This window comes from Arthrobacter sp. 2MCAF14, from assembly GCF_052115645.1.
Classification (GTDB): domain Bacteria; phylum Actinomycetota; class Actinomycetes; order Actinomycetales; family Micrococcaceae; genus Arthrobacter.
Genome location: NZ_JBFRHB010000010.1, coordinates 21,891 through 37,362 on the forward strand (window position 1 = coordinate 21,891; position 15,472 = coordinate 37,362).

The following is a 15,472-nucleotide window of genomic DNA, read 5'->3' on the forward strand; positions in this document are numbered from 1 at the left end:
TCTTGCAAGCACACCTAGTGAGTCGGATCTTGATTCCAACTAACAATTCCCGCACATCTTTGGGCAGAAGTGATTATCAGATCGGAGGGCGACCAGCCACATTGCTGAAGGCTAACCGCCTTCCGTGACCCATCTTACGTTTAACTACGTCTGCCCCCGCAACTGCGGGGGCAGACAATCCGGTATTTGGGCGAAATTCACCTGAATGTGAAGTTTGTTACATCCCTGTGTATTCCGCGTCACTCACCGGTTCGGGACGGAGTTCCCTAGAGAACGATCAGCCCGGTGGCGTTCGTGCGGGCCGCTTCGAAGCGCTTCGCGACGTCGGCCCAGTTGACGATATTCCAGAAGGCCTTGACATAGTCAGCCTTGACGTTGACGTAATCCAGGTAGAAAGCGTGCTCCCACATGTCCAGCATGAGCAGGGGCGTGGTGCCGACTGCGACGTTGCCCTGCTGGTCGTAGAGCTGCTCGATGAGCAGGTTCCCACCGATGGGCTCGTAGGCGAGGAAACCCCAGCCGGATCCCTGCAGGCCGAGGGCGGCTGCCGAGAACTGGGCCCGGAATGCGTCGAAGGAACCGAAGGCGTCGTCAATGGCCGCAGCCAGCTCGCCCTCGGGCTTGTCGCCGCCGTCCGGGGAGATGTTGTTCCAGAACACGGAGTGGTTGATGTGGCCACCGGTGTGGAACGCGAGGTCCTTGGAGAGGCGGTTGATGTTGGCGAAGTCGCCCTTGTCGCGGGCCTCGGCCAACTGCGCCAAAGCGTTGTTGGCGCCTGCTACATAGGCCGCGTGGTGCTTGCTGTGGTGCAGCTCCATGATCTTCGCCGAAATGTGCGGCTCAAGTGCTGCGTAGTCGTAGCCGAGCTCGGGCAGTACGTACTCTGTCACGAAATCCTCCAATGTAGTGGACCGGGGTCCGGTTGGTAACTCTCGTTTTGTTCATCCGACCGGCGAACCGGCCGGAAATCTACACCCTGACGATTCTAGGGCGGGTGCTTTATTCGTCCATCATTTCGGGGGTCACATTTGCCTCGGTACCCGGGATTCCCAGGTCCCCGGCCCGCTTGTCCGCCATGGCCAGGAGCCGGCGGATCCTCCCCGCGATGGCGTCCTTGGTCATGGGCGGATCGGCAAGCCGGCCCAATTCATCCAGGCTGGCCTGCTTGTGGGCCACCCGGAGCTCACCGGCGTATTTGAGGTGGTCCGGAACGTCGTCGCCCAGGATTTCCAGGGCCCTGTCCACGCGGGCGCCGGCGGCGACGGCGGCCTGGGCCGAGCGCCGCAGGTTGGCGTCGTCGAAGTTAGCGAGCCGGTTGGCCGTGGCCCGGACTTCCTTCCGCATGCGGCGTTCCTCCCACACCATGAGGGCGTCATGGGCGCCCATCCGGGTGAGCAGCGCGGCGATGGTGTCGCCGTCACGGATGACGACGCGATCCACGCCGCGCACTTCCCGCGCCTTGGCCTGGATACCGAGGCGACGGGCGGCCCCCACCAGGGCAAGCGCCGATTCCGGCCCGGGACACGTGACCTCGAGCGAGGAGGACCGGCCGGGTTCGGTAAGGGATCCGTGGGCCAGGAACGCGCCGCGCCACACAGCCTCCGCGTCCGACGCCGAACCGTTGACGACTGCGGACGGCAAGCCACGCACAGGCCGTCCACGGCCGTCCAGGAGGCCGGTCTGGCGGGCCAGGGCTTCGCCGTCGCGCACTACACGGACTACGTAGCGGCTACCGCGGCGGAGTCCCCCGCCGGAGACGACGATGATCTCGCTCTGGTGCCCGTAGACTTCCGCGATCGCGGCGCGCAGCCGCCGCGCCGTGGAGGCGAGGTCAACCTCAGCCTCGATCACGATGCGCCCCGAAATGATGTGCAGTCCGCCGGCAAAACGCAGCATGGCCGAGACTTCGGCCTTGCGGACGGACGACTTCTTGATGTCCAGCCGGGAAAGTTCTTCCTTGACCGATGCGGTCAGTGCCATCGCATGTTCCTAACTATTCCCGAAGATATCGTGGTACGCCGATGCCAGACGCAGCGGGTCGTGGACTGGACGGCGGCTCGACGCCCCCACTTTACCCAAGACCACCTCTGCACCAATCATCCCGGCAGCGCGTTCGAACTCCTTGACGTCCGATATCGACGTCGGATCGGCCAGGACGACGTCCACGCTGAACTCAGGCGCGTAATGGCGCAGGGCATCCAGATGATCCGCGGCGGACATCCCGGAGGTTTCCTTGGTGTCCATGGCGAGGTTCATGGTGAGGCAGCGTTTGGCGGGAGTGTCGCACAAAGCCTGGCGCATTTCGGGCAACAGCAAATGCGGCAACACGGACGTGTACCAGGAGCCGGGACCCAGAATGATCCAGTCCGCAAGCTCGATTGCAGTCAGCGCTTCGATGCACGCGCGCGCGTCCTCCGGGAGGAGCCTCACGTTTTCAAGCGATCCGGCAACGGCGCACCTGGCCTGGCCTTTGACGACCTGGAACTCGTACCCGCCCCCTGGCAAGGGCACACGGACGTCGCCCTCGATGTTCAACGGCTGGGTGGACATCGGGAGGACCTGGCCACGGGCACCCAGAAGGGCGCCTGCCCATTTCAATCCCGCCACTGCGTCGCCCAGAAGCTCCCAAAGGGTGACGATGAGCAGGTTCCCCATGGCGTGATCGTCCAAGGAGCCCTGGCGTCCGCTCGGAGTCTTGAAGCGATGCTGCATGACGTCCCGCCAGGTGCGTCCCCAATCGGTGTCGTCACAAAGGGCGCTCAGCGCCATTCGAAGGTCGCCGGGCGGAAGGACGCCGTACTCTTGGCGCAGCCGCCCGGAGGATCCGCCGTCGTCGGCAACGGTGACGATCCCGGTGAGCTCGGAGGTCAGGAGCCGCAACGCCGACAACGACGCGGAAAGCCCGTGTCCGCCGCCGAGTGCCACAACCGATGGGCCCTTGGCGGGCTGGCTGCCCGGGGTGCCCTTCGGTGGAACCAGCGGCAGGGGTCCGGTCAGGACCCCCATTATTCGCGACCCAGATCGCGGTGGCTTGTGGTAACGGTGACCCGGGGATATTGCGCGAGCCGCTTGGAAAGTTCGACGGCGACCGCGACCGAACGGTGCTTGCCGCCCGTGCAACCAACAGCGATGGTGGCGTAGTGCTTGTTTTCTGTCCGATAGCCGTCCAGGACGGGCTCCAAGGCAAGGACATAGCGGTCAACGAAGTCCTTCACGCCCGCGGCCCCCAAGACGTAGTCGCTGACATCGGCGTCGAGTCCCGTGTGCGGACGCAATTTCGGAACCCAGTGCGGGTTGGGGATGAAGCGTGCATCCGCCACGAAGTTGGCGTCCACCGGCAGCCCGTATTTGAAGCCGAAGCTCATGACGTTCAAGCGCAACGCCACAGGGCCTGTGTCGGTGAAGAGTTCCGTGATGGCGGTTGCCAGGCCGTGGACGTTGTACGTACTCGTGTCCAGGACCACATCGGCCGATTCGCGGAGTTCCTTCAGGACGTCGCGTTCCGCCGCGATGCCGTCCAGGATCCGGCCACCACCCTGGAGCGGATGCGGGCGGCGGCCCTGCTCGAAGCGCCGCACAAGGACGTTGTCGCTGGCATCAAGGAAGAGGACGCGGAAGGTGATTCCGCTGGCGCTGAGGGCGCCGAGCGCCGTCCTGATATCAGTGAAGAGTCCTTTGCTGCGCACGTCCACGACGACGGCGAGCTTGGGGATGGACTGGGGCGCGTGCGAGACGATTTCGGCAAGCGTCCCCAGCATCTGCGGCGGGAGGTTTTCGACGACGTACCAGCCGTGGTCTTCCAGGGCGTCCGAGGCAGTGCTGCGGCCTGCTCCGGACATGCCAGTCACCACCAGCAGTTCCGCTTCGACAGGCTTGACGGGGATGAGACCGTCCTGCTCCGCGCCGGATCCTGCTGTTGACTCTGACATCAAGTTTCCCCGTTTCTGAGATGGTCCAAAGTTTGTGGGATGGTCCATAAGCGGACCCCTTGAGGAGGGTCCGCTTATTACCCTAGCTAAATTTCAAGGATTTCGCCGGTGGTCATGTTTACTGCGGGAGCGGCTTCTCCGGATGCGCCGGCTGCCGCCAGATGGCTGACGACCGCTTCCGCCAATGCCGGGCCGATCCCCTTCGCGGCAGTGAGCTCAAGGGCCGTTGCCGCCTTGATCTTCTTGAGCGAACCGAAATGCGCCACGAGCGCCTTCCGTTTGGCCTCGCCGAGGCCCGGAACGCCGTCGAGTACTGACACCGTCATGGCCTTTCCACGCTTCTGCCGGTGGAAGGTGATGGCGAAACGGTGGGCTTCGTCGCGGATGCGCTGGAGCAGGTAGAGCCCCTGGGAGGTGCGGGGCAGAATCACCGGGAAGTCGCTGTCCGGCAACCAGACTTCTTCGAGGCGCTTGGCCAGCCCCACGACGTAGACGTCATCGATCCCCAGTTCCGCGAGTGCCCGCGCGGCTGCATTCACCTGGGGCTGCCCGCCGTCGACGACGACGAGGTTGGGTGGATAGGCGAATCTCGCCTTGGCTCCCGTGAGGGCAGCATCATCCGACGACGACGGTTCCCCGGCGCCGGGGTTCGGAACTTCTCCGCTCTTGGGAAGCTGGGCGGATTTATCCTGCAGGTAGTGCCTGAAGCGCCTGGTAAGGACGTCGTGCATCGCAGCGGTGTCGTCGCTTGCCGCCGCACCCGTGATGGAGAACTTCCTGTAGTCGGCCTTCTTGGGGAGGCCGTCCTCCACCACCACCATGGACGCAACCACGTTGGTGCCCTGTACATGGGAAATGTCGTAGCACTCGATCCGGAGCAGCGGCACGGGAAGATCGAGCGCTTCCTGAAGCTCCTGGAGCGCCAGGGAGCGCACGGTGATATCGCCCGCCCGCCGGACTTTGTGGAGCTTCAGCGCCTGCTCCGCGTTTTCGCGGACGGTGGACATAAGGGCGGCCTTGTCACCACGCTGCGGCACCCGGATATCCACCTTCGCGCCCCGGAGGCCGCCGAGCCATTCAAGCAGTTCGTGGTGGTTGCTCGGAATCTCCGGCACAAGGACTTCGCGCGGAATACGGCCCTGGTTGTCGCTGTCTTCTCCGTAGACCTGCTGCAGCAGGTGCTCGATGAGTTCCGGAGTGGTGGCGTCTTCGACTTTTTCCACGACCCAGCCCCGCTGGCCGCGTACCCGGCCACCCCTGACGTGGAATACCTGCACGGAAGCCTCAAGGTCGTCATCGTGCAGTGCGAAGACATCCGCGTCGGTGTCTTCGGAGAGCACGACGGCGTTGCGCTCGAACACTTTCCGGAGGGCGATGATGTCGTCCCGGAGCCGCGCTGCCCGTTCGTAGTCCAGCTCGGCGACGGCGGCGCCCATCTCCTTTTCGAGGCGGGTGATGAAGCGTTTCGCTTCGCCACCCATGAACGAGCAGAAGTCTTCAGCAATGGCCCGGTGCTCCTCGGCGGTGACACGGCCGACACACGGGGCCGAGCATTTGTCGATGTAGCCAAGCAAGCACGGCCGGCCACTGGCCTGGGCACGCTTCAGCACGCCCGGACTGCAGCTGCGGACCGGAAAGACCCGCAGCAAGGTGTCCATCGTTTCGCGGATGGCCCCGGCGGTGTACGGCCCGAAGTAGCGGGTGCCCTTGCGGCGCTCCCCGCGCATGACCTGGACCCGCGGGAGCTTCTCCCCCATGCTCACTGCAAGGTACGGATAGGTCTTGTCATCGCGGAAGACGACGTTGAAGCGGGGCTTGAATTCCTTGATCCAGGTGTATTCGAGCTGAAGCGACTCAAGCTCGCTGCCCACCATCGTCCATTCGACGCTGCTGGCCGCGTGCACCATCGCATGCGTCTTCGGAAGCAAACCTGCAGGGTTTGCGAAGTACGAGTTCAGCCGGGAGCGGAGGTTCTTCGCCTTGCCCACGTAGATGACACGGCCGTGCGGATCCCGGAACCGATAGACGCCGGGGGTGGTGGGGATTTCTCCCGTCTGGGGTCGATAACTCGCTGGATCTGCCACAGATCCAGTCTAGTAAGGGAATCGCACTCCCCCGTACGGGCCGGCCAGCCCACCGAAGCTACTCCGCGGACTTGCTCTGGTTGTAGCTGGTGGAACGTTCCTGGCCGCTCAATACCGCAATGGCATCCATGATCTTGTCAGTGACCTCGCGCCTGGCCGGCAGGGAATGGTCCGGACCGGTCTTCTCGAAGTACAGCGGCTCGCCGACCTTCATGGTGAAATGCTGCGGACGGACGGTGTTGCGGTCCACGGGCTGCAGCTTGTCCGTTCCGATGAGGCCGACCGGCACCACAGGCGCCCCCGTGGTCAGGGCAAGCCAGCCGACCCCGGTACGCCCGCGGTAGAGCAAGCCGTCCCGGGAGCGGGTCCCCTCGGGATAGATGCCGATGCCCCGGCCGTTCTCCAGGATGTCCAGGAGGGTCTTGAGGGCCTGTACACTGGCTGCTTGCTCTCCGCGTTCCACCGGAATGGATCCAACTGCCTGGAAGAACGCCTTCATCGCGCGGCCTTTGAAGCCTTTGGTGGTGAAGTACTCGGCCTTGGCAAAGAAGCCCACCGGGCGCGGCATCAAGGCCTGGACGATCACACTGTCCAGAAAAGACAAATGGTTCGGGGCCACAATGAAGGGCCCTTCCTTGGGCACGTTTTCCAGCCCGATGACCGTGGGCCGGCAAGTGCTGGAAATCAGTCCGCGCGTGGTCCAGCGGATGACATCAAAGGCTTCCATCGTTCTGCACCTCGCTCAGGGCCGCCGCGCGGACGGCGTCAAGTTCTTCGATCTTCTTCAGCAGCTGTGCCGCCGTGTCCACAACGGCGACGGCGCCTGCCTCCTGAAGCTCGCCGTCGGGCGCAAATCCCCAACTGACCCCGATGCAGTCAAGGCCATTGGCCATGGCACCGGCAACATCCTGGTGGCGGTCTCCGACCATCACCGCAGGCTGGGAACGCAGCGTGGCCAGCGCGGCACCAACAATTGCCACCTTACCCGGAGCTGTATTGGCGGCCATTGACTCGTCGTCCGGCGCACCGCAGATGGAGGCAAAGAAGCCGGCAATGCCGTGGTGCTCCAACACGATGTGCGCCAAGCCTTGGGGTTTCTGGGTGGCCACGGCAACCGGCCGCCGCGACTCTGCGAAGAACTGCAGGAGCTCACGGATACCAGGATAGAGCCGGCTTTGCGCGATTCCGACGGAACGGTAATAGCTGCGGTACAGCCCAATGACTTCGTCGACTTTTCCTGTGGGAACCCCGGCAATGTGTTCCAGGGAATCGCTGAGCTTGGGTCCAACCATGGAGTCCAGCACGGCTTGATCCGGCACACGGAGGCCCATTTCGCCCAGGGCCGCGGCGATGCCGCCTGTTATGCCACCTGCAGGATCGACAAGGGTGCCGTCCAGATCAAAGATTACGGGCACCATTGTTTGAGTCACCGGGTTAGTTTCTCACGAGTTGAGGCATGCCTGAAACTCACATGCCGGCCAAGGAATACTTCGATCGTCCCCGAAATATTCCCCGGCCGTTCACACAGGACTAGCCGAGAATCTCCGCGAGGAAGGTAGCGGTATGGCTTTCCGTGGACTTGGCAACCTGTTCCGGCGTGCCCGTTGCCACGACGCGCCCGCCGCCTGAACCGCCATTGGGGCCAAGGTCCACGATCCAGTCGGCGGACTTGATGACGTCAAGGTTGTGTTCGATGGTGATGACCGTATTGCCCTTGTCCACCAGCCCCTGCAGCACCATGAGCAGCTTGCGGATGTCCTCGAAGTGGAGGCCTGTAGTGGGCTCGTCCAAAACATAGACGCTCCGGCCGTTCGAACGCTTCTGCAGTTCCGAGGCCAGCTTCACGCGTTGCGCCTCGCCACCGGAAAGCGTAGTGGCGGGCTGACCGAGCCGCACATAGCCGAGACCGACGTCGACGAGGGTGTTCAAATGCCGGGCGATGGGGGTGAAAGCGGCAAAGAACCCAGCACCCTCCTCGATGGGCATGTTGAGGACGTCCGCGATGGTCTTGCCCTTGTAATGGACTTCGAGGGTTTCCCGGTTGTACCGGGCGCCATGGCACACCTCGCACGGAACATACACGTCCGGCAGGAAGTTCATCTCGATCTTCAGGGTGCCGTCGCCGGAGCATGCTTCACAGCGGCCGCCCTTGACGTTGAAGGAGAAGCGGCCAGGCTGGTATCCGCGGACCTTGGCTTCGGTGGTTTCCGCGAAAAGCTTCCGGATATTGTCGAAGACGCCGGTGTAGGTGGCGGGGTTGGAACGTGGGGTCCGCCCGATAGGGCTCTGGTCCACGTGGACCACCTTGTCGAGGTGCTCAAGGCCTGCCACGGAACGATGCCGGCCGGCGACTTGCTTTGCACCGTTGAGCTTGTTGGCGAGAACCTTGTAGAGGATCTCGTTCACCAGGGTGGACTTCCCTGAACCACTGACGCCCGTGACGGCCGTGAAGAGACCCAGCGGGAAGGTGGCGTCAACGTTGTTCAGGTTGTTTTCGCGTGCGCCGATGACTTTGAGCTCGCGCTTCTTGTCATACTTGCGCCGCTTTGCCGGAATGTCGATCTTGCGCCGTCCGGACAAATAGTCGCCGGTCAGCGAGTTCGTGTTTTCCAGGAGTTCCTTGTAAGAACCGGAGTGCACCACTTGGCCACCGTGCTCGCCGGCGCCAGGTCCGATGTCCACTACCCAGTCGGCCTCCTGGATGGTGTCTTCGTCGTGTTCGACGACTATCAGCGTGTTGCCGAGATCGCGCAACCGGGTGAGCGTTTCGATGAGGCGGCGGTTGTCCTTCTGGTGCAGCCCGATGGACGGCTCGTCCAGGACATACAGGACGCCGACCAAGCCGGAGCCGATCTGCGTGGCAAGCCGGATGCGCTGGGCCTCACCGCCGGACAAGGTCCCGGAAGGCCGTTCGAGATTCAGGTATTCGAGACCCACATCGAGCAGGAACGTCAGGCGTGCCTGGATTTCCTTGAGAACCTGGTGGGCAATCTGGGCCTCGCGGTCGGTGAGAGTGAGGCTGCCGAGGAAATCGGCGCAATCACGCATCGGAAGGGCTGCCACTTCGGCGATGGACTTGCCGTTGATCAGAACGGACAGCGACGCCGGATTAAGCCGGGCACCGTTGCAGGCAGGGCAGGGAACTTGCCGCATGTACTCTTCGTAGCGGTCGCGCGCCCAGTCGGAGTCCGTTTCGCCGTGCTTGCGGTGGACGTACTGGATCGCGCCTTCGAAGCCCGTGCTGTACTTGCGCTCCCGGCCGAACCTGTTGCGGTACTGGACAACTACTTTGTGGTCCTTGCCATGCAGCACCGTCTGCCGGACTTCCTGCGACAGCTTCTCCCACGGGGTGTCCATGGAGAAGTCGAGCTCCAAGGCCAGGCCCTCCAGGAGCCGGTTCCAGTACTCCGTGGTGGCAGTACCCAGCGACCAAGGCGCGATGGCCCCCTGGTTCAAGGAAAGTTCCGGGTTGGGGACCACCAATTCTTCATCGACTTCAAGCTTGGTGCCGATGCCGCTGCAGGCGGCACATGCGCCGAAGGGGTTGTTGAACGAGAAGGAGCGGGGCTCGATTTCGTCGATGGCCAGCGGGTGCTCATTGGGGCACGCAAGGTTTTCGGAGAAGGCCCGGATCCGTGCGGGGTCCTCGGCGTCGAGATCCACGAACTCGACCAGCACCCGGCCTTCCGCAAGTCCGAGCGCGGTTTCGATCGAGTCGGTCAGCCGTTGGCTGATCCCTTCCTTGACCACCAGCCGGTCCACCACCACTTCAATGGAGTGCTTGAATTGCTTGCCGAGCTTGGGCGGATCGCTCAGCTGGACGAGATCTCCGTCCACCCGGGCACGTGAGTATCCCTTGGCGGTGAGCTCTTTGAAGAGTTCGACGAATTCACCCTTGCGTCCGCGGACAACGGGAGCAAGGATCTGGAAGCGGGTGCCGGATTCGAGTTCGAGCAGCTGGTCGACGATCTGCTGCGGCGTCTGGCGCGTGATCGGTTCGTGGCACACCGGGCAATGCGGCCGGCCGACTCGTGCCCAGAGAAGGCGCATGTAGTCGTAGATCTCGGTGATGGTGCCCACGGTGGAACGCGGGTTCTTGCTCGTCGACTTCTGGTCGATCGAGACCGCCGGGGAAAGGCCCTCGATGAAATCCACGTCCGGTTTGTCCACTTGGCCCAGGAACTGGCGGGCATAGGCCGACAATGACTCCACGTACCGGCGCTGGCCCTCGGCGAAGATGGTGTCGAAAGCCAAGGACGACTTGCCTGATCCTGACAAGCCCGTGAAAACGATCATGGCGTCACGGGGAAGGTCAAGATCGACGTTGCGCAGGTTGTGTTCACGCGCTCCCTTGACCACGAGCCGGGACAGGTCATGTCTTACCGGCGTGGCAGGTTGATGCGCGGTAACGCTTGCGAAGGATTCGACGGCGGGGACTTCAGCTACGGCTTTAGGCACCCACTAATGCTAATCGAAAACTTCTTCGAATTTCCATGTGGCTTCCCGCAGCCTACCGACAGGTATCAATCGGCGTCGTAGGCGGCCGCCAGAAGCTGCACGGCCTCTGCGAAACTGGCGCCCTGCGCTTTGGCCGCCGCCGAGTAGCTCGCAGCCACGGCTGCCAATGCGCTCCAGCGGTCATCCCGGGCGCACACCACGGTTCCATTGCGGCCACGCGTGGCGACTACCCCGGCAGCTTCAAGTTCCTTGTAGGCCCGGGCCACCGTGTGGGGGGCGACATCCAACTGTTCGGCCAGGCTGCGCACCGCGGGAAGTTTGGTACCGACAGCCAAGGTACCGCCGTCGGCCAACTCGATGATGCGGAGCCGAAGCTGTTCATACAGGGCGACCGTGCTGGACTGACTGGGACGCCACGAACCGGGAAACTCAAGCGGACTCATGAGGCTTCCCTCTCCCCCTGGCCGGCGCGATGCTTCGCGGACTTCACCGGCATCGCGGCGAGTTCGTCGCCACCGGCGGCATACTGAGCTTCGTGCAAGCGGGCGTAGTGCCCGCCAAGCCCCAATAGCGAATGATGGGTGCCGTGTTCAACGATCCGTCCGTGGTCCATGACGAGAATTAGATCAGCGTCGCGGATGGTGGACAAGCGGTGCGCAATGACGAATGACGTCTTGTTGCTCCGCAGTCTGTGCATCGCTTGGCGGATAAGGACTTCCGTGCGGGTATCCACCGAACTTGTCGCCTCGTCCAGGATCAGAATGGGGCGGCCCGAGAGCCGTGCGCGGGCGATGCTGAGCAATTGCCTCTGGCCCTGGCTGAGGGGATCGCCTCCGTTGCTGAGCATGGTTGAGTAACCGTTGGGCAGCGAGCGGACAAAGTGGTCAACATGGCTCGCCTCGGCTGCGGCCACGATCTCTGCCTCGCTGGCGCCCGGAAGTCCATACTCAATGTTCTCCCGGATGGTGCCGGTGAAAATCCACGGATCCTGGAGAACGACGCCGAAATTCCGGCGGAGAGCATCACGTCCCATGCCGGCGATGTCCACGCCGTCGATCGTGATCCTTCCGGAGCCGAGTTCGTGGAAACGCATGAGGAGGCTGATCAGCGTGGTCTTCCCCGCCCCAGTGTGCCCGACGATGGCCACCGTCTGTCCCGGTTCCACGTGGAAGGACAGGTCTTCGATCAGGGGCGCCTCCGGCCTGTAGCTGAAGGAGATACGTTCAAAGGCCACACTCCCCGAAGGGGAATCGAAGCCCGAACCGGCGTCGGCGCGCGCACCGCCGTCCGGTTCCTCCGGGTCCCGTGTTAGTTCAGCGGCGTCCAACAGCTCGAAGACCCTGCTGGCGGACACTGCGCACGATTGCAGGACCTGGGCCATTCCGCCGATCTGGCCCAGCGGCTGGCTGAAGAGCCGGTTGAATTGGATGAACGCTTGAATGCCGCCGATGCTCATCGCCCCGGCGAGGAACTGGAGTGCACCAACAATGGCAACCCCCACGTAGCTCGCGTTCGACACGAAGGCCATGAGGGGTACCAGCAACCCCGAAGCGAACTGCGCCTTGGAACTGGCGGCGTACAGGCCGTCGTTGTGGTCAGCGAAGCGGACGGCCATCGACGACTGGGCGTTGAAAAGCTTGATGGTCTCATGACCTGTGGCCGTCTCCTCCACGAGGGAGTTCACGTCCCCCGTGGCTTCCCACTGCCGGACGAAGTATTTCTGCGAGCGTCGGGTCACGACAATCGACGCCAGCGCCGAAACCGGAACGGCCAGCAGGGACACGACGGCGAGAAGCGGCGAAAGCAGCAGCATCATCCCGAGGGAACCGATGACCATCAGCGTTGAGGTCAGGAGCTGGGAAAGGAGCTGGTTGAGCGTCTGCGACACGTTGTCGAGGTCGTTCGTGGCGCGGCTCAAGACGTCGCCCCGGGAGCGGCCGTCGTAATGGGCCACGGGAAGCCGGTGCAGTTTCGCTTCCACGGCTTCGCGGAGGTCGTATGCAAGCCGCTGCACGGCGAGGGCGTTGAGGCGGCCCTGCGCCCAGCTGAGCAACGAGGCGACGCAATACATGCCTGCGGCCAGGAGCAACAGGAAGACGAAGCGCCCGGCGTCGAATTGCGCGCCGAAAACCGCGGCCGCGATGACGTCGGTGGCGTCACCGAGTATCTTGGGGGCGGCGACATTGAGCGTGACAAAGCCGCAGATGCACAGGATCGCCGTGGTCATGATTCCCCGGGAGGGCTTCATCAAGCCCACCAGGCGGAGGAGCGAACGCGACGGTTTCGCTGTGACGGCGAGGTGCTCGCCTTCGCTGCTCACGCGGCTTCTTCCGTTTCCAGCTGGGACGCTACGATTTCCCGGTAGGTCTCCGAGGACTCAAGAAGTTCGTCGTGAGTTCCTTGTGCCACCAGGCGGCCCTCGTCGATGAGCAGTATCTGGTCCGCCGACACCACGGTATTGACGCGCTGGGCGACAAGGATGATGGTCGCCCCGCGCAGTTCCGGTTCAAGCGCGGCACGGAGCTTTGCTTCCGTCACCGTGTCCAGCGCCGAGAAGCTATCGTCAAACAGGTAGACGGATGCGCGGCGCAGAATTGCACGGGCTATGCATAAGCGCTGTCGCTGACCGCCGGACAGACCGGCGCCGCCCTGGGACAACGTGGTTTCCAGTCCTTGAGGCAACTCGTTCACGAAATCCGCGGCCTGGGCCGTCTCAAGGGCATGCCATAATTGCGAATCCGTCGCCGACGGTAGTGAAATCCGAAGGTTCTCGGCGATGGTGCCGCGGAACAGCCAGCTCTCCTGGGGCACGACGCCGAGCTGGTCACGCAAAGCCCCGAGCGGAAAGGTCGCGATGTCCCGGCCATCGAGCGAGATGCTTCCACTGCTCACTTCGAGGAGTCTCGGCACAAGGCTGACGATGGTCGACTTGCCGCTTCCCGTGGAGCCGATGACCGCCGTCGTAGTCCCCGGAGCCGCGTGGAAGGTAATGCTGTCCAATACGGGCGTTTCGGCTCCCGGGTAGGCGAAAACGACCTTGTCGAAGCGCAAGCCTTCCGACCGCGAGGGGCGGGCCACCATCCCACCGGCGGTGTTTCCCGGCAGGACCATTTCGGATTCCGTATTGAGCACTTCAGTGACGCGTTCAGCGCTGACAGCCGCGCGGGGCGCCGTGCTTAATACATACATTGCCATCATGATCGCGAGGAGGATCTGCATGATGTAAGCGATGAATGCAGTGAGCGCACCCAGCTGCATGTCGCCGGCGATGATGCGGTGCCCGCCTAGCCAGACCACGCCCGCGGAAGAAAGGTTGACCACGGTCATGACGAGCGGAAGCATTGCCGCGACAATCCGGGCAGAACGGAGATTGTTCTTTGTCAGGGCGTCGTTGGCGGCTTCGAACCGTTTCATCTCAAACGGCTGGCGGACAAAGGCACGGATGACCGCGGTCCCCAGGATCTGTTCGCGGAGCACGCCATTGATCCGATCCACCAGTCCTTGGCCCTCGCGATACAGCGGGACGAGCTTGCGGACAATCAACAGCATGATGATCAGCAGCACTGGAACGATGGCGAAAACAATCCAGGACAGGGCAACGTCCTGTTCGACTGCCAGGATCACGCCTCCGATGCCCATGACGGGCGCTGCCACCAGCATGCCGAAAACGAGCACCGTGATGTTCTGCAGCTGCAGGACGTCATTGGTGGTCCTGACCACGAGGCTGGCCGGTCCGAAGGCTGCGACCTCTTGATCGGGCAGGGAATGAATTTTGTCGAAGAGTTCCCGCCGCAGCCCGCGGCCAACCTTCATGGCGACAATCGCTCCAAGGTAGCCTGCGAGCACGGCGGCAAGCACCTGGATCACCGTGAGAACCAGCATCCAGGCGCCCAGGCGCAGAATCACCTCGCTGTTACCGGCGACCAGGCCGTCGTCGACGATCTTGGCATTGAAGGTGGGCAGGAGGAGTGTGGCGCCGGTCTGGACAAGCTGCAGGAGAACAATGGCCAGCACGTGGGCCTTATAGGGAGCGAGGCGCTGCAACAGCAAAGATGCCAGCACACTGCCTCCAATCGTTGGCCTCCGGAGCAGCGGATTCCCCACGATGCCACCCCGAGATCGCGTTGCCATTGTAGTTCAGAACACAGTGCGAAACCTTGCAATTGCGGCACTTCCGGCGTCCTTTGGACGTGGGACCGCTCAGCCTTGCTTTTGTGCCACCGCAAAAACCCTGCGGAAGGCAAACACGGTCCCGTGCCGGCCCCGTGGATATGCCTCGCGGAGCGCGGCCGCGTATTCGTTTTCGAAGTCGCGTGCTTCGTCTTCGGGAAGGGCCGCTAGCACTGGACGCAGGCCGGTCCCGCGCACCCACTCCAGGACAGGATCGGCTCCCGGCAGAAGTTGCTGGTAAATGGTTTCCCAGGCGTCGGCGTCGCATCCGGCGTCGAGCATGATCCGCAGGTAGTCGGCCGGTTCCCCCACCGCGTCGTCATGGCGCAGCACACCGGACAGCCTTCCGGACCACTCCGGTGAGGCGGCCAGTTCGCGCATGAGCACGTGGGAAGGCGCACCGAAGTTTCCGGGGACTTGGAGCGCAAACCATGCGCGCGGTTTCAGCGCTTCGAGCCAGGTGGCGAGCATCGTCAGGTGCCCCGGCACCCACTGCAGCGCTGCATTGCTGACCACGACGTCGGTGTCCGCTTCCGGTGTCCACTCGGCAATGTCGGCCGGCGCGAACGAAAGCCTCGGTTGCGCGGCAGCGAGGACCTGGGCTTTGGCCAGCATTTCCTCGGAGGAGTCCAGCCCGACGACGGCGGCATCCGGCCACCTCGACGCGAGGGTCGCCGTCAAGTTCCCCGGTCCGCAGCCCAGATCCACGACGTGCCGGGGGTCCTCCGCCAGGATCCTCGAGGTCAGGTCAAAAAACGGCCGGTCGCGGTGATTGCCGAACTCGACGTACTTGGCTGGATCCCAGTTCACTGCATCCTCCATTGTCGGTCT

At 63.4% G+C, this 15,472-nt stretch carries 12 protein-coding genes; all 12 read right to left on the reverse strand.

Annotation, left to right across the window (positions count from 1 at the left end; translation table 11 throughout):
* Positions 1-266: 266 nt before the first annotated feature.
* The 12 genes from AB4074_RS09205 to AB4074_RS09260 all read right to left on the reverse strand — a co-directional run bounded on the left by AB4074_RS09205 (position 267) and on the right by AB4074_RS09260 (position 15,451).
* Positions 267-890 carry a superoxide dismutase gene (locus AB4074_RS09205; protein ID WP_441413116.1) on the reverse strand — a complete coding sequence of 208 codons (624 nt, stop codon included), beginning with the start codon at positions 888-890 and terminating at the stop codon, positions 267-269.
* 109 nt (positions 891-999) lie between these two features.
* Complete coding sequence (whiA, locus tag AB4074_RS09210) at positions 1,000-1,980, reverse strand: DNA-binding protein WhiA (RefSeq protein WP_133202987.1); 981 nt, start codon at positions 1,978-1,980, stop codon at positions 1,000-1,002.
* A 9-nt stretch (positions 1,981-1,989) separates the two neighbouring features.
* Positions 1,990-3,006 carry a gluconeogenesis factor YvcK family protein gene (locus AB4074_RS09215; protein WP_441413117.1) on the reverse strand — a complete coding sequence of 339 codons (1,017 nt, stop codon included), beginning with the start codon at positions 3,004-3,006 and terminating at the stop codon, positions 1,990-1,992.
* Positions 3,006-3,929, reverse strand: coding sequence for an RNase adapter RapZ (rapZ, locus tag AB4074_RS09220; RefSeq protein WP_234749478.1), 924 nt, complete (start codon positions 3,927-3,929; stop codon positions 3,006-3,008). The genes AB4074_RS09215 and rapZ overlap by 1 nt, the downstream gene beginning before the upstream one ends.
* An 86-nt stretch (positions 3,930-4,015) precedes the next feature.
* Positions 4,016-6,013, reverse strand: coding sequence for an excinuclease ABC subunit UvrC (gene uvrC, locus AB4074_RS09225; RefSeq protein WP_441413118.1), 1,998 nt, complete (start codon positions 6,011-6,013; stop codon positions 4,016-4,018).
* 58 nt (positions 6,014-6,071) lie between these two features.
* The gene (locus tag AB4074_RS09230; RefSeq protein ID WP_059389285.1) at positions 6,072-6,740 is read right to left on the reverse strand and encodes a lysophospholipid acyltransferase family protein; all 669 of its coding nucleotides are present in this window, start codon (positions 6,738-6,740) and stop codon (positions 6,072-6,074) included.
* Positions 6,727-7,443, reverse strand: coding sequence for an HAD hydrolase-like protein (locus AB4074_RS09235; RefSeq protein WP_437770271.1), 717 nt, complete (start codon positions 7,441-7,443; stop codon positions 6,727-6,729). Before AB4074_RS09235 ends, AB4074_RS09230 begins: the two co-directional genes overlap by 14 nt.
* A gap of 100 nt (positions 7,444-7,543) precedes the next feature.
* Positions 7,544-10,471, reverse strand: a complete 2,928-nt coding sequence (gene uvrA, locus AB4074_RS09240; protein ID WP_441413119.1) for an excinuclease ABC subunit UvrA — start codon at positions 10,469-10,471, stop codon at positions 7,544-7,546.
* Between the two features lie 65 nt (positions 10,472-10,536).
* Positions 10,537-10,914 carry a GntR family transcriptional regulator gene (locus AB4074_RS09245; protein ID WP_345451957.1) on the reverse strand — a complete coding sequence of 126 codons (378 nt, stop codon included), beginning with the start codon at positions 10,912-10,914 and terminating at the stop codon, positions 10,537-10,539.
* Positions 10,911-12,791 carry an ABC transporter ATP-binding protein gene (locus AB4074_RS09250; RefSeq protein WP_441413120.1) on the reverse strand — a complete coding sequence of 627 codons (1,881 nt, stop codon included), beginning with the start codon at positions 12,789-12,791 and terminating at the stop codon, positions 10,911-10,913. Before AB4074_RS09250 ends, AB4074_RS09245 begins: the two co-directional genes overlap by 4 nt.
* Positions 12,788-14,533: an ABC transporter ATP-binding protein gene (locus AB4074_RS09255; protein ID WP_441413121.1), complete on the reverse strand. Its 1,746-nt coding sequence runs from the start codon at positions 14,531-14,533 to the stop codon at positions 12,788-12,790. Before AB4074_RS09255 ends, AB4074_RS09250 begins: the two co-directional genes overlap by 4 nt.
* A 138-nt stretch (positions 14,534-14,671) precedes the next feature.
* Positions 14,672-15,451: a trans-aconitate 2-methyltransferase gene (locus AB4074_RS09260; protein WP_441413122.1), complete on the reverse strand. Its 780-nt coding sequence runs from the start codon at positions 15,449-15,451 to the stop codon at positions 14,672-14,674.
* Positions 15,452-15,472: the final 21 nt, after the last annotated feature.